Source organism: Chryseobacterium indologenes (assembly GCF_002025665.1).
Classification (GTDB): Bacteria; Bacteroidota; Bacteroidia; order Flavobacteriales; family Weeksellaceae; genus Chryseobacterium; species Chryseobacterium metallicongregator.
On the sequence record NZ_CP018786.1, the window covers coordinates 1,918,773 to 1,938,387 of the forward strand.

Annotated in this window: 18 protein-coding genes; 10 read left to right on the forward strand and 8 right to left on the reverse strand. The window is 37.4% G+C overall.

The annotated features are described in order from the left end of the window. Positions 1-108: 108 nt before the first annotated feature. Positions 109-1,092: a helix-turn-helix transcriptional regulator gene (locus BUE84_RS08665; protein WP_079241288.1), complete on the reverse strand. Its 984-nt coding sequence runs from the start codon at positions 1,090-1,092 to the stop codon at positions 109-111. Between the two features lie 199 nt (positions 1,093-1,291). On the opposite strand from BUE84_RS08665, the gene BUE84_RS08670 reads away from it, so the two are divergent. The 6 genes from BUE84_RS08670 (at position 1,292) to BUE84_RS08695 (ending at position 8,322) form a co-directional block, all read left to right on the forward strand. After that, complete coding sequence (locus BUE84_RS08670; protein ID WP_079241289.1) at positions 1,292-2,011, forward strand: DUF6796 family protein; 720 nt, start codon at positions 1,292-1,294, stop codon at positions 2,009-2,011. A gap of 157 nt (positions 2,012-2,168) precedes the next feature. Further along, a complete protein-coding gene (locus BUE84_RS08675; RefSeq protein WP_079241290.1) occupies positions 2,169-2,771 on the forward strand; it encodes a TlpA family protein disulfide reductase in 603 nt (200 codons plus the stop codon). Positions 2,772-2,809: 38 nt separating this feature from the next. After that, complete coding sequence (locus BUE84_RS08680; protein WP_079241291.1) at positions 2,810-3,373, forward strand: Crp/Fnr family transcriptional regulator; 564 nt, start codon at positions 2,810-2,812, stop codon at positions 3,371-3,373. 100 nt (positions 3,374-3,473) lie between these two features. Beyond that, positions 3,474-3,863 (forward strand): RidA family protein, encoded by a 390-nt coding sequence (locus BUE84_RS08685; RefSeq protein WP_079241292.1) that lies wholly within the window; start codon positions 3,474-3,476, stop codon positions 3,861-3,863. A gap of 97 nt (positions 3,864-3,960) precedes the next feature. Next, positions 3,961-4,749: an SDR family oxidoreductase gene (locus tag BUE84_RS08690; RefSeq protein ID WP_079241293.1), complete on the forward strand. Its 789-nt coding sequence runs from the start codon at positions 3,961-3,963 to the stop codon at positions 4,747-4,749. 87 nt (positions 4,750-4,836) lie between these two features. Beyond that, positions 4,837-8,322, forward strand: a complete 3,486-nt coding sequence (locus tag BUE84_RS08695) for a DUF2723 domain-containing protein (protein WP_079241294.1) — start codon at positions 4,837-4,839, stop codon at positions 8,320-8,322. Positions 8,323-8,379: 57 nt separating this feature from the next. On the opposite strand, the gene BUE84_RS08700 is transcribed toward BUE84_RS08695, so the two are convergent. The 7 genes from BUE84_RS08700 to BUE84_RS08730 form a co-directional block, all read right to left on the reverse strand. After that, positions 8,380-8,832 carry a hemerythrin domain-containing protein gene (locus BUE84_RS08700; protein ID WP_079241295.1) on the reverse strand — a complete coding sequence of 151 codons (453 nt, stop codon included), beginning with the start codon at positions 8,830-8,832 and terminating at the stop codon, positions 8,380-8,382. Between the two features lie 62 nt (positions 8,833-8,894). Next, positions 8,895-11,138, reverse strand: coding sequence for a nitric-oxide reductase large subunit (locus BUE84_RS08705; protein ID WP_079241296.1), 2,244 nt, complete (start codon positions 11,136-11,138; stop codon positions 8,895-8,897). A 13-nt stretch (positions 11,139-11,151) separates the two neighbouring features. Beyond that, a complete protein-coding gene (ric, locus tag BUE84_RS08710; RefSeq protein WP_079241297.1) occupies positions 11,152-11,877 on the reverse strand; it encodes an iron-sulfur cluster repair di-iron protein in 726 nt (241 codons plus the stop codon). Between the two features lie 43 nt (positions 11,878-11,920). Beyond that, the gene (locus tag BUE84_RS08715) at positions 11,921-12,349 is read right to left on the reverse strand and encodes a c-type cytochrome (protein WP_079241298.1); all 429 of its coding nucleotides are present in this window, start codon (positions 12,347-12,349) and stop codon (positions 11,921-11,923) included. 14 nt (positions 12,350-12,363) lie between these two features. Next, on the reverse strand, positions 12,364-12,813 hold the full coding sequence (locus tag BUE84_RS08720) for a hypothetical protein (protein WP_079241299.1): 450 nt from the start codon (positions 12,811-12,813) through the stop codon (positions 12,364-12,366). Positions 12,814-12,867: 54 nt separating this feature from the next. After that, positions 12,868-13,299: an RrF2 family transcriptional regulator gene (locus BUE84_RS08725; RefSeq protein WP_079241300.1), complete on the reverse strand. Its 432-nt coding sequence runs from the start codon at positions 13,297-13,299 to the stop codon at positions 12,868-12,870. 102 nt (positions 13,300-13,401) lie between these two features. Next, positions 13,402-14,214, reverse strand: coding sequence for a helix-turn-helix domain-containing protein (locus BUE84_RS08730; RefSeq protein ID WP_079241301.1), 813 nt, complete (start codon positions 14,212-14,214; stop codon positions 13,402-13,404). Positions 14,215-14,346: 132 nt separating this feature from the next. Here BUE84_RS08730 and BUE84_RS08735 point away from each other — a divergent pair, with 132 nt between their 5' ends. The 4 genes from BUE84_RS08735 (at position 14,347) to BUE84_RS08750 (ending at position 19,520) form a co-directional block, all read left to right on the forward strand. After that, the gene (locus tag BUE84_RS08735; protein WP_079241302.1) at positions 14,347-15,669 is read left to right on the forward strand and encodes a TolC family protein; all 1,323 of its coding nucleotides are present in this window, start codon (positions 14,347-14,349) and stop codon (positions 15,667-15,669) included. A gap of 4 nt (positions 15,670-15,673) precedes the next feature. Continuing rightward, a complete protein-coding gene (locus BUE84_RS08740; protein WP_079241303.1) occupies positions 15,674-16,738 on the forward strand; it encodes an HlyD family secretion protein in 1,065 nt (354 codons plus the stop codon). Then, a complete protein-coding gene (locus BUE84_RS08745) occupies positions 16,731-18,323 on the forward strand; it encodes a beta-carotene 15,15'-monooxygenase (protein WP_079241304.1) in 1,593 nt (530 codons plus the stop codon). The genes BUE84_RS08740 and BUE84_RS08745 overlap by 8 nt, the downstream gene beginning before the upstream one ends. Before the next feature lie 195 nt (positions 18,324-18,518). Continuing rightward, a complete protein-coding gene (locus BUE84_RS08750) occupies positions 18,519-19,520 on the forward strand; it encodes a GlxA family transcriptional regulator (protein WP_158521350.1) in 1,002 nt (333 codons plus the stop codon). Positions 19,521-19,615 lie beyond the last annotated feature (95 nt).

The following is a 19,615-nucleotide window of genomic DNA, read 5'->3' on the forward strand; positions in this document are numbered from 1 at the left end:
TTTTCAGTTGGTTTTATTGAAAAACAAATTATTAACGGGGATTGTTTAGTTTTTATTATTGTCCCGTATAAAAAATAGACAAATGAGCTCTTAAAAGACTGTACGATGTTATCTCTTTCTTACTTGACTGGGAAGAATATTGAATTTTCTTTTAAACGCCGATGAAAAATGTCTCGGATTTTTATAGCCGATATGATCAGAAATTTCACTGATATTCAGATTACTATCGAGAAGCATTCTTTTTGCCTGTTCCATTTTGAGATCGTTCCAGTATCCGAAAACGGTAGTTCCGAAAAGTTCTTTGAAGCCTTTCTTTAAAGTAAATTCGTTGGTTCCCACCAGATGCGCAAGATCATTCAGAGAGCTGTCTGCATTCAGGTTCTTTACAATATAATCTCTCACAGCGTACATTTTTTCTATATCTTTTTTCTGAAGAGAAGAAGGTAAGGATTCACTGTCAAGAAACTGTTCAAGCTGTAACAGAAGAAGTTCATTTACTTTAGCTTCAATATAAATTCGTTTGAATATCCCTTTCCTGTTACAATAAATGATATCGTTCAGAATCTGATACATTTCATGGGTAATGCGGTTATGCTCAGTCTGAATGAGAGATGAATTCTGCTTGTCAATCGAACTTCTGAATATTTCAAACAGTCCTGAATGTTCAGGCAGAAATTTTTTAAAGAACTCAGGGGCAAGGTTGATTTCGAATACATACATTTCCGGACCTTCGAATTCCATTCTGCCTTCCATATGATGGGCATAAATAATGTTGTGCTGATAGCTGTCAAACACTACAGTTTTCTGGAAGTTACCCGAAATTGCTTTGCTTTTTCCTTTCAGGGTAAAATGCATTTCTACCGAATCAAAATCACTTTCAAGGTATATTTCAAGCGGTTTGTTCAATACAATGTTTCCAAAACCGATGTGGACATGAGTAAAACTAATTTCGTGATAAAAACCATTTCCATAAGGAGGAATGAGCTGGGTAATACATTCCTGGATGCCTCCATCATGTAAGAAATAAGAAGAAGGATAATTTCGCTCCATGAGCATATTCCCAAGGTTTTCATCATATAGCCGTACTGTCATTTCCTTTTTTTGTTAGAATTTCCTTTTTACGGACTTTTTATTCCGTTTTACAGACCCTTTCTGTTGAATGTTTAGACTAAGTTTGCACAAAGGTAATAATTATTTAGAATGATTCTTAATAATTAAAATTTGCTTTTAAATAATGGAAAAAAATAATGAAACGATGTACATTTTATATAAAATTAATTGTTGAAAACTTATGAAATATTCAGGTAAAATAAACTGGTCTTTTGCTGCAGCAATTGCAGTGTCAATATGTTGGATTATTGGTGATATTTACGTTGCCGGATTTGATCCGAACCCTTCAGATTATCCATTATTTTCAAAGACCTATGCAGATCAGGTGAATGTAGAATTTGCAACTTTAATGCTGGAAGGTTCCACTCCAAGGTTGATGTTTGGAGCTTTGATTGGTGCTCTTACCGGACCCTTACTGCTTCCTGCCACGTGGCTAGTGTATCAGTTTTTCAAAGACACTCAAAAATGGTACGCAGTCTTGGTGTACTGGATCTTACTGGCAGGAGCGGTTTTATCACCTTTAGGACATGCCGGATTCTTTTATGTTGGGGAGATTTATAAAGCGGTTTACCATACAGATTCTGCTTCTCACCCTTATCTTCTGGAAACGGGAAGAAGTTTTATGAAAATGCTGAACATCGCCTGGGGAACAGCTATTGGTGTACTGGCAGTCGGATGGATTTCCTTTGCTGTTTGTATTCTTTTCAATAAAACCCTGTTGCCGAGATGGATGGCTTTGCTGACTCCATTTGCACTTACTTTGTTTATCATTCCTGTAAAAAATCTTTTACCTCTTCCTTTTTCAGGTTGGGTAGGAGGAGCGATATTCAATATTGCCTATCTGACATTTTTCAGTTCACTGCTTTTCCTTTTCAGAAAGAAACTGTTCCATAAGATATAGTTTTTAAAGAATCTTACCATGATAATAACTTAAAATAAAGCACAGAGAAAGGCCTTTAAATCTTAGTATTTTAAGGCTTTTTTGTTTTAAAAACAGTCCTTCCTTTCTTTTGATCAAAATATTAATCCTATATTGGCAGGGAATTAAGCGGGAGAATATGGAAAATCTGAAAATCTGGTTAAGAAAAAATGGCTCTACTGTAGTCCTTACAATATTGTTTATTATCATTTTGGTGAATAAAGATGCAAAGGCATGGCTGATGAGACAGGTGGCTTCCACAGGAATTCTCAATGCCAGTATATCAGAACCAAAAGAAACACAAAATACTTCAGCTAAAGTTTCCTATGCCGGATTGATGCTGAAGAATGAAGAAGGAAAGATTACAGATACTTCGGCATTACAAAATAAAGTAGTCTTCATTAACTTTTGGGCATCATGGTGCCCTCCGTGTCGTGCCGAGTTTCCGTCTGTTCAGAAACTGTATGATCGGTACAAAAACAATCCGGATATGGTATTTCTTATGGTAAACCTTGATGATACTCCTGCTCCTGGAAAATCTTATTTAAAAGAAAAAGGCTTTACGGTTCCTTTTCTTACACCGGCTGGAAATATTCCTGATGCATTATATAGTGGATCTTTACCAACCACTGTTGTACTGGATAAAAAGGGAGAAATACGCCTGCATCATAAAGGGCTGGCAGATTATAGTAAAGATTCATTTTATAAACAGATTGACGAGCTTTTGAAACAAAATCCCTAGCTATTTAAATCGTATTTTTAGATCATAAGAAACAGAATATGATGCAACAGCTAAGAACACACATCGAAAAAATAGTTCCTCTTAACGATGATGAATTTGAATTCATATCATCATGTTTTACCTATAAAAAATATAAAAAGCATCAGTTTTTAGTACAGGAAGGAGAAGCTGTTCCTTACAACTATTTTGTCTTGAAAGGTCTGTTAAAATTGGTTTATGCTGACGAAACCGGAAAAGAACATATTATAGGATTTGCTATGGAAGATTGGTGGGAAACAGATTTTCCGGCTTATTATCAGCAAACTGCAGCAACAATGTCTTTGGAATGCATTGAAGAGACAGAAGTATTATGCATTAAGCTGGATGATTATAAAAAACTCTGTGCACAGCTTCCGAAACTGGAACATTTCTTTCTTGAAAAAGCTTATATGGGATTTATTACCGCTCAGCAGCGGACTATTTCCATGATGACAACCGGAATAAAGGAACGGTATCAGCAGCTTTTGAAAAAATATCCTTCGTTGGTTCAGCGGGTTCCAAAATCTCTTTTAGCAGCTTATTTAGGAGTCTCAAGAGAGACCTTAAGCCGCCTGTCACTATAAAATTGTGACGATGATCACAGCATAATCGTGACTCTGATCACCGGAATTTGAGGCTTTTGTTCTGCAATTTTGTAGAGTAACATATAACAAATTCAAAACAATGGAAAAAAGAACCATTAATCCATGGAAATGGCAGGAAGAGAGAAGCTATTCTCAGGCTGTAGAAGTAAAAAATGTTGAAAGTACTTTATACTGCTCCGGACAGGCAGCTATTGATCCTGATGGAATATCCAGTACTCATGATATGAAATCGCAACTGGAACAGGCTATTGCCAATCTGGAAGAAGTGATCTATTCAGCAGGATATGAATGTGGAAATATAGTAAGATTAAATATCTATACAACTTCTACTGAAGAGCTCTGGCCTCACTTTCCCATTCTTCAGGAGTGGATTGCAAGGCATAAGCTTCAACAGGCCGTAACAATGCTTGAAGTAAAAAGTTTGTTTGAAACTTTAAAGGTGGAACTTGAAGCTACAGCCGTAAAATAAATGAGAAACAGAGCTTAAAAAATTAAACCTTCAAAATATAAATTTGAAGGTTTTTTCTTACATTTATCCTATACCAATTAGTATATCCAAAGATCATATGAATATTCAACTTTTTTCAAAAAATGCTTTAATAGGTGGAGCTACACAGGGAATCGGTGCCGGAATTGCTTTAGAACTTGCGAAATGTGGTGCTAATGTTACCGTTATGGCTCGTAATGAAACAAAACTTAAAGCCTTTGTTTCTTCACTGCCGGTCATCAATCCGGAACAGGAACATGGATATCTGGTAGCTGATTTTTCGGATTTTGAAAATTATAAGAAAATTATAAAAGGATTTTTTAATGATCATTCGATAGATATTCTGGTCAATAATACAAATGGTCCTGAACCTGGTTTAGCACTGGATAAAAGCGCAGATGATTATCAGAAAGCATTTGACCTTCTCTTTAAAACTGTTTGCGAAACAACATTATTGGCTTTACCGCATATGATTCAACAGAAAAAAGGGCGTATCATTAATGTTTCTTCTTTATCCGTAAAAGAACCGATTGGAAATCTGGCCTTGTCCAATTCTATACGTTCTGCAGTAATCGCTTGGGCAAAAACCCTTTCTAATGAGATTGCACAGCATAATATTACGGTAAATAATGTCTTAACAGGATATTTCGATACTGAAAGAATTCAAAAACTGGTGGCTCATGAGGCTCAGCAAAGTGGTTCAAAAGCAGAGGAAATAAGAATGGCGAGGGAAAATAAAATTCCTATGAAAAGATTCGGAAAACCTGAAGAATATGGACATCTTGTAGCTTTTCTCGCTTCAGAATATGCAGGCTATCTTACCGGAACAAGTATTCCTTTGGATGGAGGATTGAATAATACGTATTAATATCAATCAATTATTAAGAAAATAAATAAAATTTTCATGTAATAAACTCTTTCCTCTGGTTGTCATATCAATATTGGAAAATATGATATGAAAAACTGGTCTTTTAAAAAATGGAACACCGTACTGGGATGGTTCCTTTTCGCTATTGCGCTTATTACTTATCTTTCAACGATCGAACATTCCCTGAGTTTTTGGGACTGCGGAGAGTATATCTCTTCAGCCGTGAAGCTGGAGGTAACCCATGCTCCGGGAGCGGCTTTATTCCAGATTATGGGAGCGGTAGCAAGTATTTTTGCATTGGGGAATGCAGAAAATTATTCTATTGTAATCAATGCCATGTCAGCATTATTCAGTGCATTTACAATCCTGTTTCTGTTCTGGACGATTACCCATTTTTTAAGAAGACTTTTACATAAAGATGTTGAAAAAATTACAAGACATCAGGAAATATCGATTCTGTTTTCCGGAGTAATCGGAGCTTTATGTTTTACGTTTTCAGATACATTTTGGTTTTCAGCAGTAGAAGGAGAAGTGTATGCAATGGCTTCGATGTTTATCGCTTTGCTGGTATGGCTCATCACCAAATGGGAAAACGAATATAAAGCAGTCGACAGCGAGAGATGGATTATTCTTATTTTCTTTATCATAGGGCTTTCTGTGGGGGTGCATATGATGTGTATGCTGGCTATTCCGGCCATATGCCTGGTGTATTATGCCAGAAATTATACTTTTTCGTGGAAGAGTTTTATAGTAGCCAATTTGGTTACACTTGGAATTCTTGCCTTCGTATTCAAGATGATTTTCCCTTTGATAATGACAATGTTTGGAAAGCTTGAAATCTTCTTTGTGAACGGACTGGGACTTCCTTTCCATTCAGGGACCATTGTGGCGTTTGTTCTTATGACAGTCATAAGTTATCTCCTGATTAAATATGCCCGAAAAACAAAAAGAAAACTTTACCAGACTGTTGTTTTATCTCTGGTCTATATGATCATAGGATTTTCATGCTGGCTGGTAATTCCGATAAGAGCCAACGCCAATCCTCCGATGAACCTTAATGATCCTGATACCGCCATCGGAATGAGAGATTATTATAACAGAGTGCAATACGGTGACTGGCCTACGATTTACGGACAGAATTACACTGCATTTCTTGATAAAAACGGACTGGAAAAAGATGAAGACGGAAGTTACAAAAGGGAGATTACCGGAGATATTTACGAAAAAGATGAAAAAACCGGAACGTACAGAAAGACCGGAGAAAGATTCAACTATGTGTTTAACAAATCCCATATAAGTTTCATGCCAAGGATGTTCAATGAAGATAAAGAGGTGACCGCCAATTATATTTCTTTATATGGAGCACCTGATTTTACTTTTAATTATGATAATGAAGATGTTGCAGACAATCCCGAAGCAAAAAGAATTTTCGAAGAACTGAGAGCAAAATATGAAGGAGACTCCATCACAGCAGAAGATTATCTGAAAGTGAAACCTTATGATCTGATCAAGGTACAGCGTCCTTCTTTTGCCCAGAATATGGATTATTTTATTTCATTCCAGAACGGATATTATTTTGTCAGATATCTGATGTGGAATTTTGCAGGAAGACAGAATGATCTTCAGGGACACATGGAAAACACCAATGGAAATTGGATCTCAGGATTTTCTTTTATTGATAATGCTTTATTGGGAGATCAGGATCATATGCCTGCCCAATTTAAAAATGAAAGTACCGTAAAGTTTTTCTTTCTTCCATTGATTGTAGGATTGATTGGTTTCTTTTTCCAGCTGAACAGAGATTTTGGACGGTTTTATGCCATTCTTTCCTTGTTTATTCTGACAAGTATGGGAATTGTTTTCTATACCGGAGTAAAACCATTTGAAGTAAGAGAAAGAGATTATGCCATGGTAGGCTCATTTTATGCCTTTGCCATCTGGATTGGTCTGGGAGCCGGAGCCATCCTTTTGATGATTCAGTCTAAGGTTAAATCCAATGCTGCCAACATTATTCTTGGGCTTATTTTATTAGGAATTCCTTTGATGATGGGATTTCAGAATTACACTTCGCATGACAGAAGTAAGAAGACTGCAGCTCGTGACTATGCCTGGTCATTTTTACGGTCATTGCCGAAAGATGATATTATTTTTATTTATGGTGATAATGATACCTTTCCGGTATGGGCCATTCAGGAAACAGAAAGATTCAGGGATGATGTGAAAACGGTCAACTTTACCCTTTTGGCTACTCCATGGAATATAGATCAGGTGAAAAGAAGAACTTACAATGCGAAAGGGATTCCGGGTGAATTAACGCATGAAGAATATAGAGATGGCGTTAATGATCAGGTTTATCTGATGAAAAAAGAAAACTGGGAAGAACTTTTCCAAATGCTGAAAGAACAGGGAGCTCCGGATACTGCTTTTCAGGAATTCAGAAAATATCTGACTCAGGATTCTCTGACTTTGAAAGATGCTATGAAATTTCTGAAATTGAAATCTTCTGATAAAGATGAATTGCTTAAAATGTATTTCGGAGAAAAACAATATGAAAAATACAATATTCTTCCGGTGAGTAAATTTATTCTTCCGGTAAATAAGGCAAATGCGGTGAAAGCCGGGATCATTACTCAGGCAGATCTTCCAAAAGCTGTAGATCAGATCACGATTAATTATGAAGCCAACACACTTTATAAAAGTAATTTGATGATGCTCGATATGCTGGCTAATTTCGATTGGAAACGTCCGATCAATTTCTCTTCTGGCGGAATGTATGACAGCGAAAATATTTTTTATCTGGATGAATATCTTCAGTTTGACGGTTTCAGCTACAGGCTGGTTCCTATTCATACTCCACAGAGTCCGGATGGAGACAAAGGAAGGGTAGATGCGAATTCTCTTTATCATGTGGTAAAAAACTTCAGATGGGGAAATTTTAAAGATCTGAGTATTTATTATGATGAAACGGCTACGTCAAATATCTTGGGCTACAGAATGTCTGTCAGCAGGGCAGTGTCTGCATTGGTTGTCAATGGGCAGAAAGCTAAAGCGTTGGAGTTACTGGATCTTGCCGCAAAAGAAATTCCTGTGGAGAAATACAGTGATCCACGTTCATTAAGTGCAATGGTTACAGGATATATTGTTGCAGGAAAGGAACAAAAAGGTCTTCAGCTGGCAGAAATGCTCAAAAAAAGAATATTTGAAGAATATGATTATTACCAGAATCTTTCTCCTTCATTTAAAGCAATGGCTAAAAGGCAGATGAGGTCAAAACCAATGGAATATGCACTTGTTGTTGCAGCTGTTACAGATGCCTACAAAACTTTGGGACAGAATGAAAAAGCCCATGCTTACCTTTTACAATCAATAGAACCTATCGATAAGAAATTCAGTGTTTTTATCAAAGGACTTCAACAGATGGGCAAACAAAAAGCAGTGAAGGAAGCTGAAAATATACGCCAGATCGCTCCTTTTTATCAATATTTGTTCAATGTCATGCAGCCTTTTGATTCCACATATTCCAGAAAAAAAGAAATTGAAATCACCAATGCAATGATGAAAGTGACACAGTAAAACTTAAATAAAAGCCTTTAAATTAGATGTTTAAAGGCTTTTTAATTTACTGCAGATTTATTTCCAGAACTCATCTTCATAGTCGTCCTTTTCGTTATTATGAATCTGATGCAGCTCTGATCCTATTTTCTCAAAAGCAGAAGGATCCAGCTTTTCCTCCAGATGGGGAAACCATTCCCGTTCTTCAAAGCGGATATGCTGCTCCAGAAGATCGGCAAAACCTGACATAAGATCTGTATTTTCTGAGGAACTTATTTTTGAAACAATATCCTCAATATCTCTATGTTCTTTCTGTATACGAACTCTATATTCATCTTCAAGATAATGAAATAAAATCTGTTCTTCTTCCATGAAATGTTTTTCCAGATGATGTTTCCAGAAATACAGGATATAATTTCTTATCCGCGAAACCTCAGTTTCTTTTTTCAGTCCCTGTCTTACTTTCCAGCTGCAAAGAAGCCCGAAATGATGATCTTTGGAAAGCGGGATAATATTTTGATTGCGTTTCATGATTTTTTATTTAAAGATAATCAAACCTCATAAGTTAACTCATGAGGCTTGAATAAAGAATGCTAACGTTTTTCTTTCAACGACCAACCCAATTTAAGTCCGATGATGAAAATTACCAGAAGCAGCTCACCAGCAGCCAGTAAAATATCTCCCGGCACACGCATCCATCTCAGAAAATGCATGATGTCCGTTTGCATGAATTCTGCAGAACGTGCATACCAATAACCTTCTTTTATAGAGGCTACCGACTGCATAATACCTATCGGCAGAAGACTTATCGTTACCATTACCAGCAGTCCGATATTAATCATCCAGAAAGCCCAGCCAATTAATTTATCATTCCATTGTCGGTCAGGATAAAGTCCTCGCAAAACAAACATCATTAATCCGATTCCCAGAATCCCATAAACTCCGAACAAGGCTGCATGACCATGTACTGCAGTGGTATTCAATCCCTGGATATAGTACAATGCGATAGGTGGGTTGATGGCAAACCCGAAGATTCCTGCGCCAAGGAAATTCCAGAAACACATGGCAATGAAGCAGTAGATAGGCCATTTGTAAGCCTGAATCCATGGGGTTGATTTACTCAGTTGATAATTCTGGTATGCTTCATAGCCTATCAGAACAAGCGGCACTATTTCCAGGGCACTGAAAGTAGCTCCTAAGGCGAGTACAGCGGTAGGCGTAGCACTGAAATACAGATGGTGAAATGTCCCCAGAATTCCTCCGCCAAGAAAAATAATGGTAGAAAATAAAACGGCATTGGTGGCAGATTTCAACCTTAATAATCCCAGCCTTGTAAATAAAAAGGCAGCCACTACCGTTGCGAATACTTCAAAAAATCCTTCTACCCAAAGATGAACAACCCACCATCTCCAATATTCGGCAATCGCCATATGAGTTTGTCTTCCATACATTAATCCTGCTCCATAAAATAATGCAATGGCTACGGATGAAAGGGTAAATAGGGTCAGCAAATGACGGTCTCCATCTTTACGTTTCAAGGCTGGAAGCAATGCTCTGACCATTAAAACCAACCAGAGAATAAGCCCGATAAGCAGTAAGATCTGCCATACTCTTCCCAGTTCCACATATTCATAACCCTGATGTCCCCAAAGAAAATTATCAACCAGACCAAGCTTTTGCATTACACCAAGCCATTGCCCGGTTAATGATCCCAGTACAACAATCAGTAAGGCTCCGAATAATATATTGACTCCCAGTTTCTGATATTTCGGTTCATGCCCTGAAACTGCGGGAGCTATATAAAGTCCTGTGGCCAGCCATGAAGTGGCAATCCAGAATATTGCTAGCTGTACATGCCAGCTTCTGGAAACCGACTGTGGTAAAAACTGATCCAAAGGAATCCCATAAAATCCGCTTCCTTCCACACCATAATGGGCTGTAACTACACCGGCAAGCATTTGAACAAGGATCAGCAGAGCAACGACCCAAATATATTTCAAAGTGGCTTTCATAGAAGGGGTAGGTTTCATATTTCGTAATGGATCTTCCAGTGGCAGAGCTTCACTGATTTCTTCCTCTTTGTTTCGGGCATGATAAAATACCAAAAGACCTACGCAACCTAATAAAAGTAATATACTTAACCCTGACCATAAATGTAATGAAGGAGGAGGAATGTTTCCAACCGATTCATCATGGGGCCAGTTATTGGTATAGGTTACATCATCTCCTGGTCTTTCTGTGATGCAAACCCATGTGCTCCATGCAAAGAAAGCATTCATTTTAGCCATTCTTCCGGTATCTTTAATGGTATTCTCAGGAATAGCATACTGATCACGAAGTTTTGCCATGGAAGCATCATTCATGAATAATTTTGAATAATACTGTGAAAGCTGTTTCTGCACTTCAGCCCGTTCCGGGGAGAAAACAATTTCATTATTGCTTTCATTAAAAGTATTGGTACGAAGTTCTTTTTTTAACAGTACCTGATATTTTGCCTGTTCTTCATCCGGAAGTTCTTGATAAACTTTTCCATCCTTTTTTGCCAGTTCATCAAGCAGAAGAATAGATTCACGGTGAAGATAATCAGCCGTCCAGTCCGGAGCAATATAGGCACCATGTCCCCAGATACTTCCTACTGTTTGCCCACCAATAGACTGCCAGACGTTCTGTCCGTCTTTAATATCCTGTGCGGTAGCCATCACAGTTCCATCTGTGCTGACTATTTTGCCCGGAATGGGTGGTATTTTCCTGTAAATTTCAGTCCCGTAGAAGATAAGAACCGCAAACGAAGCAACCATTACTACAGCAAGCCATATCCAAAGTTTTTTAGGTGTCATTCTATATTAATTTTTAAGATTCAACGGCAAATTCTTTTTCCAGTCGGATGGCTTTGGGGAAAAGAATATTATTCTCAAGGTGGATGTGTTTATGCAGGTCATTTTCGAAATCCTGAAGCATCGCAAAAGCTACTTTATAAGTATTGCAGGCATCTGCAGGTGGAAGATATTCTTGGGTGATTTCTGCGATCCTTCTGAAACGGTCTCCTTCTACTGTGTGATCATGTTCCATCATGTGAACCGGATTTTCTACAGTTCCAAAATGAGGCTTTGGAAGAGAACTTCCGGATATTTTAGCCTTCACCATATTTTTTACAAACGGGAACAGAATCAGCTCTTCTTTTTTCATATGGGCAGCCAGATCGTGTGCCGATTCATTAAATAAAGAATTGATTTCAAACAGTTCAGGATGTCTTCCTCCATGTACTTTGCACAATTTATCAAGAAATGCCTGCAAAACCGGGGTCTTTTCTTCTACATAACGGTGATGGGTTTTCTCAATATAATCTGTCAGAAGATCTAGCGGCCAGCTGTTAAAGTCTATTGCAGAATCTTGATTTTTTGGAAGGGCTTCCAGTGCTTCATAAATCTTTTCAGGAGCAAGTTTCTTATTGCTACATGCCTCTTCAATGGTTCTTCCTCCTTTACAGCAGAAATCGATACCATGTCTTTTAAAAATTGCAGCTGTTCTGAAATCTTCAGCCACCATATTTCCTATAAAGTCTGTTCTTGTATTCATAATATAATACTTTTTTGTCTTTTATTATTTTAAAATTTTTTAATTACTTTTTAAGAGATAAAATATATTTTACCATCTGTCGGGCATTCTCTTTACTCAATCCTGTATGAGGAGTCATGGGAATTTCGCCCCAATTGCCTTTGCCTCCTTCAATGATTTTCTGTGCCAGCATATCAAGATCAGCATCTGTATATTTTGCTGCAACTTCCTGATAAGAAGGACCTATTAATTTTGAATCTATTTTATGACAGGTAAGGCAATCCGTTCCTTCAATTAATTTCAATCCTTCATGTTTTGATGCACCTGAGGAAGCTGCAGTTTCAGGAACTGTTTCGACTGGCTGTGGTTGGGCAACTTGTTGTTCGGAATAAGGTTCGGCCTGTGGAATGGGAGTTGTTTCCGGTTTTGAACAGGAGAATAATAATGTAGTTAAAGTCAATACAATAATGGTATTTTGAACGAGTTTTTTCATAATGAATAGTGTTATTATTGAACTGTATTTCTTTTGAATTGTAATATGATTGCTGTAATGAGCATTAATGCTTTTGCGGTTTCAGCATAAATAAAATAGTCGTGTAATGGAGTAGGAGATAATGTTTTTCCTGATGTAAGTAAATCAACACGGGAATCAAGTACCGGCAGAAGCCAGAACTGTTCTGCAGCAAGGATAGAAACTAAAACAGCCAGAATTATAAAGTCAGTTTTCGTATAATTTTTCCAACTGACTGACATCAGTATTAGTATTACAATAAGAAATCCCCATTGTATTTTTGAAGAGAATCCAAACATGAACTTTCCTAAACCTAATGCGGTAGGAAGGGTAATTCCCGGAACCTGAAACTTCATTGGTGTTTCCAGAAAACTGATGGTAAAAAACATTCCGGTCATCAGACAGAGTAACATCAATACGAAAGGATTTTTGAGTTCTAATTTCATTTTGATTCATTTAATATTAAAAGATCTTTTTATCTTTTATTTGTTTAAATTTTTTTAAGCCCTCAAATGAGTAAGCTGTAAGTCCAGATTATCAACAAACATTTGAATTTTTGAGGTTTCAAGCATAATTCGAAGATCCTGTCGGATACTTTTGAACTGATCATGGAGTGGGCACGGATGCGTTTCCGAACACTGATCAAGCCCAAGACCGCAACCGGTAAAAAGTTTGTCTCCGTCAATTTCTCTGACAATATCGGCAATGGAGGTATTCAGGTTTTTCTGATCCATATAGAAACCTCCGTTCGGACCTTTGGCAGATTGTACAAATCCTTTTCTGCTCAGATCCTGCAAAATTTTAGCAATAAAATGCTCTGGTGAATGGATGCTTTTTGAAATGTCTTTAATCCCGACCCTGCTGTCATTTTTAGACTGCTGGGCAATATAGATCAAGGCTCTTAAAGCATATTCGCACGTTTTTGAAAACATTTTACTGATTTTTATAGGACAAATATAGAAAGATATTTTTAATAAAAGACATATTAGTCTTTTATTTTTTTATCAATGTGATGAAGATCATACGTGAAGCGTTTAGCCCATCATGTTTTGAATTGTTTTATTACTCTTTCTAAGATCAGATGGTCTCGATTGGGTAAACTCATGAAAAGTATCACTGAAAGCACTGATAGAGCTATAACCCACATCATCGGCGATTTCATTGATGGGTTTGTCTGTATTTAAAAGCAGTTCAATCGCTTTGATGATTCTTAATGTTTTTAAATACTGGAGGAAAGAAATATTCATATCAGCCTTGAAAAGTCGTGACAGAGAACGCTCACTCAAACCAAATTTGCTGCTGACATTGGCCAGAGTCAATTTTTCTCCGATATTCCATTCCAGATAAGATACAATTTTCATCATCTGTTTGTTATGGGTTGCGGGCAAAATAATGGGTAATGGCTGTTTGTGAGTTTTTGGGAGGATTTTTTTTAAAGCTACCAAAAATTCAAAATTTTCATCTTTTGCCGTTACATGTTTTTCATCCCAGATTTCAGAATATTTGATCATCTGGATCAGGAGTTCTGATGCCGGATAAATGCCCAATCTGCTGTAGAAAGGATCAGAGACATCATCATGGGCATAGAAATAAAGAGAACGCAGAACCGTTGCCGTATATCCGATTTCTAAAATATGTTCCATTCCTTGCGGAATCCAGAAGAAATGTCTTGCCGGAACCACATAGGTTCTGTTATCAATCGTAATATAGGCGATTCCTCCTTCCACATAGCTCAGCTGTCCTTTCGTATGTTTGTGAAAAGGAATCAGTTTTTCTGATTTTTCGTGCATAACAAATACACTTTTATCGTCTTTATCAATGTCCGGAAGGGCAGCAATTAATCCCATAAAAAATTTTAAAATCCCATTGGAAATGCAAATATAATCATTTGGCCGGAATCATGTAAAAGTTGACTATTTTAGATAAATAAAATTTCCGGATTGCTGATAAATTTGCAATGCAATAATTCAAAAATTCAAATGAAAATTTATGTCGCCGGATTGCTGATGCTCGGAATTTCCTCCACTATATCAGCTCAGACCGGCAGTCCAACAAAGGATACCATACGACTCTCCCTAAAAGACGCATGGCAAAAAGCGGAAGAAAATAGCCGTCATATCAGAATCAATACCATCAATGTAGACATTGCTGAAGCTGAAGTAAAAGATGCCAAAAGAGAGCGCCTTCCGGAAATAGAAGTCAAAGGTTCTGCAGAAAAAGCTTCCAACATTCCCATCTATGAAAACGGAATTTTTTCCAAACCTACACAGCATGAAGTGATTCATACGCTTTACAGAGCCGGAGCAGATTTTTACCTTAACATTTATAACGGAAATAAGCTGAATCTTAAGATCAAGGAAAATCAGACGCTTCAGAAAATTAAAGATATTCAGAAAGAAAAATCGGTTTCTGATATTCATTACAAAACAGCAGCTCTTTATCTTGAATTACAGAAAACATTAATCTTCAGAGATCTTATCAAACAGGATATCACTGATCAAAAAACACAGCTTAAAGAGATACAGACTCTTTATAAAAATGGAGTGGTATTGAAAAGTGATGTTTTAAGGATTGAACTGGAACTTTCCAAAAGAAAAATGACTCTGGTGACTATAGAAAATGATATCCTGATTGCAATGCAGAAACTGAATATTATTCTTGGAATTCCGGATGAGCAGATTGTTATTCCTGAAGCACCGTTTAATCAGTGGAATGAGAGTACAACTTATAATGAGTATCTCAAACTGGCATTGGATCATTCTTTTGATTATCATGTTTCTGAGCAGCAGACAGCGCTTAGCATAATCAAACTGAAACAGGTAAAAGCCAATGTAAGACCTAAAGTAGGGATGTATGGTGAATTTTATTACGCCAATCCGCAGATTTTCCTTTATCCCTATAATCCTTATTGGTATTCACTGGGAATCGTTGGAATTAAAGCATCGTTTTCTATTTCTTCCCTTTACCACAACACTCATAAAGTGAAAGCTGCCCAGCTGGAGTTTGAAAAAGAAGAAGAAGTACACAAGGATACGGAAGATAAAGTAAGGCAACAGGTGAAAGAAGCTTATCTGCGTTACCAGGAAGCTTTAGAACAGATAAAAGTGGCAGAAGCCAATGTTGCTCAGGCAAAGGAAAATGCACGTATTATCAAAAATACTTACTTCAGCCAGACCTCACTTATCACTGAACTTTTGGATGCAGATATACAGCTGCTTCAGACAAAATTTGAGCTTGAAGCGGCAAAGATTATGGCACAGAACAATTATTATTTACTACAAAACATTACAGGCGTTTTATAATACAATGAAAAAAAAATATACTCCCACCGATAGAATGATCACGAAGATCACAGGATGGATTTCAGTTGTAATCGTTGCTGCACTTACTGTCTGGGGCGGTTTTACCTTAAAAAATTATTATGCATATGAGCAGACCAATGATGCACAGGTTCAGGAATATGTAAACCCTATTATTTCAAGAGCTGGAGGATTCATTGTAGCTGTAAAGTTTGAAGAAAACCAGGAAGTTAAAAAAGGTGATACTCTTTTGATTATTGATAACCGAGAATATATTCTTCAGGAAAAACAGACACAGGCTGCCATTCAGAAAGCCCGTGCACAACTGAGAGTATTGGAAAGTACTACAGGTACTACAGAAAAGGAAGCAGCAGCAGCAATGGCTCAGATAGATGCAAGCAAAGCGAAAGTCTGGAAACAGCAACTTGATTATAACAGATATAAAAAGCTTTATGATGAAGAATCTGCTACCAAACAACGTCTTGAGGAGGTGAAAGCAACCCTGGATGTCAATGAAAGCGATTATCAATCTTCACAGGATAATTATGCAGCTTCGGTATCCAAGATCAATGATATACGGGCAGAAAAAACAGTTGTTTTAGCCGAAATTGCAAGACTGGAAGCACTGCTGGACCGTCATAAACTGGATGTAAGTTATACGGCTGTTACCGCTGCATATGACGGAAGAATGGGAAGAAGAACCGTTGAGGTTGGGCAGATGATTGATGCCGGAGAAACGCTGGCCTTTATAGTCAATAATGAAACTGATAAATGGGTGGTAGCCAATTATAAAGAAACTCAGATTAAGGATATGCATATCGGAGATCATGTGAAAATTGTGGCGGATTCTTATCCGGACAAAGAATTCCAGGGAACTATTATTTCCCTTTCTCCTGCAACAGGTTCAAGTTTTTCACTGCTTCCACCAGATAATTCCACCGGGAATTACGTGAAAATTGTCCAGCGTATTCCTGTAAGAATCAGAGTGGATGGACAAAGAAGTCAGATTGATGTTCTGAAAGTAGGAATGAATGTGAATGTTTACGCCAATAAAAAGCATTCCAATGGCTAAAAGACAAATGCCCTATTTCAAAAAATGGGCTCCGGAATGGTTGGTGAAGATTATTCTTTTTTCAATGACGCTTCCGGGAATCATTATCTTTTTTCTGCCATTGTCTAATCTGAATGCCGCAGCCGGATATTATGGATGTGAACCAGCGGATATCCAGTTTTCAGTAGCCATGTTTTATGCAGGTTATGTAGGTTTTTATAGCCTGGAAAGACGATTTTTTAGTTTTTTGGCTGCAAAAGAATATTTTCTTCTGTTCACCACATTGCAGATTCTGGCTTGTCTGATATGCTATTTCACCCGTGAAGTCTATATTTTGTTTCCGGTTCGTTTTGTGCAGGGAATGTTATTTGCCGGAAATGTAAACCTTTCGCTTACCCTTATTTTTACGAGACTAAACAACGAGAGGGGGAGGGAAATCAGTTTTTCAGTATTCTTCGGAATTCTGATCTGTGCTTTGCCATTCAATAATCTGATTACCGCAGATCTTATTGATTCCTACAATTTTAATATTGTTTATAAAACAGCAATTTTCTCATACCTTCCGGGACTTATTTTCCTCACTCTTGCAATGAGCAACTACAGAACCCATGCGAGATTTCATCTCTATAAACTCGACTGGCAGAGTTTTGGACTTTTCAGTACGATATTGGTTTTAATAGGATATATTACCATTTTTGGTCAGGAATATTATTGGCTGGAAGATAGCCGGATTCTGGGAAGCGTCATTGGGATTGTTGTATTGGCGGGAATATCAATATTCCGTCAGCAAGCGATCAAAAGACCTTATATTGATCTGCAGGTTTTCAGATACAGGAACTTTAAAGTAGGTTTACTGATTCTTTTTGTCATGTATATATGCCGGTTTGCCTCAGGAATTGTCAATACCTATTTTGCCTCAGAGCTGCATTTAGATCCATTCCATATATCCTATATTAATATTTTCAATCTTGCAGGGTTGGTTATTGGGGTCATTATTGCCTGTTGTATGGTTTTGCAAAAGAAAGATATACGATATATCTGGGGACCAGGTTTTTTAATGCTATTGATCTTTCATGGATTAATGTATTATTCTTTTGATGTTCAGGCTGATGAGTTTAATTATTACGTTCCGTTATTTCTTCAGGGATTAGGGGTAGGATTGATAATGGTTCCAACGATTATTTATATTATTTCTTCCGTTCCCGCTATTATTGGACCTTCAGCTGCCGCAACAGCGTTAGCAATACGATATCTTGGATTTTGTATCAGCATTGCTCTGATCAATTTTTTTGAACTCTTTGAAAAAAGCCGTCATTACAATGCTTTTCAGGATCATTTAAGTGCGGTAGATCCGGAAGTTAAAAATTTTCTTCACCATCAGACGGCTAAGCTTGTTGCAAGAGGAATGTCTGAAGATAAGGCTGTAAAAGCTGCTGATAAGTTATTGGTAGGAAGAATGAATATTCAGAATCATGTGCGTTTTGCGATGGATTATTATGAAATGATGGTGTGGCTTCTTGCCGCTTCACTGCTGTTGATTTTTCTTTTCCCATACCTCAACCGAACCGCTCTTTATCTGAAATCCCGCAGACTGTCACCTGCATAAGTGAAATTTTATCGTTTATCAATCAAAAGTATAGCTTGTTAGCTAATTTTATAGTAGAGTGCTGAGACTGTCTGATAAGGCAGTCTCTTTTATTTTGTTAGAAAATGGATGAACACTTCTGGCCGGAATTGTATGTTTTTTGTCATTGCAGACAAGATCCTTTCTCTCTACATTTGTACTCATACAGAACGAGATATGAAGAAAGAAGGAAAACATAAAGGAATAAAAAATATAGTACTTCTGGCGTTACCACAGGTGCAGCTGCTTGATATTGCCGGACCATGGGATGTTTTTACAGCAGCCAACCGTTTTCTGAACATTGATAAAGAGGATAGCGGCTATCATGTATATCTCGTTTCCGGAACATCAGAGAAGATTATCTATTCCAGCTCAGGAATGCCATTATCATGCAGCCATACCATTTATGATATTGATTTCGCTGTAGATACTTTGCTTGTAGCAGGGACAACGTTGAGTGTACTGGAGGAAATCAGCCATGATCTCTATCATTATCTTCAGAATATAAAATCAGATGTAAGACGGCTGGGATCTGTCTGCGTTGGGGCATTTGTTCTTGCCAAAGCAGGTCTGTTGGATGGCAAGCAGGTAACTACCCACTGGAAATTTGCAGATACACTTCAAAAGTGTTATCCAAAGCTGGAAGTGAATGTCAATCCTTTTTTTATTTGTGATAAACCTATCTATACTTCAGGAGGTGTTTCTTCCGGGATGGATCTTGCACTGGCACTTTTAGAAGAAGATTTTGGAAAGCCTCTAGCTACAGAAGTTGCCCGTCATCTTGTTTTGCCTTTAAAAAGATCCGGAATGCAGTCTCAGTTTGGAGATGCGCTGCCGGAATATGAAATAATGTCTCCTTTTACAAAAGAAGTCCGTGACCTGTTGAAAGATAAACTGAATGAAGCCATAACAGTAGAATATATCGCTGAGTCACTGAATATGAGTCCCCGTAATTTTTCCAGGGTATTTCTAAAAGAATCAGGAATGACTCCCGGCCGGTTTCTTGAAAAAATGAGACTGGATCAGGCTAAAAATATGCTGGAATATACTGAGATGAGTGTTGACATGATTGCCGTTAAATGTGGATTTAGCAATGCCGTTTCGCTTCGCCGGGTATTCCTTAAAAATATTTCCCTTTCTCCGGCTCAATACCGGAAAGCGTTTAAAACTACAGAATAAATTTTTTCTCTTACGGATTTAAAATGAAACTGATCGTTATCAATGATCGGTAGGGAAGAACTATGTCTTTATCCAAAAAATAATCATCTTAAAAA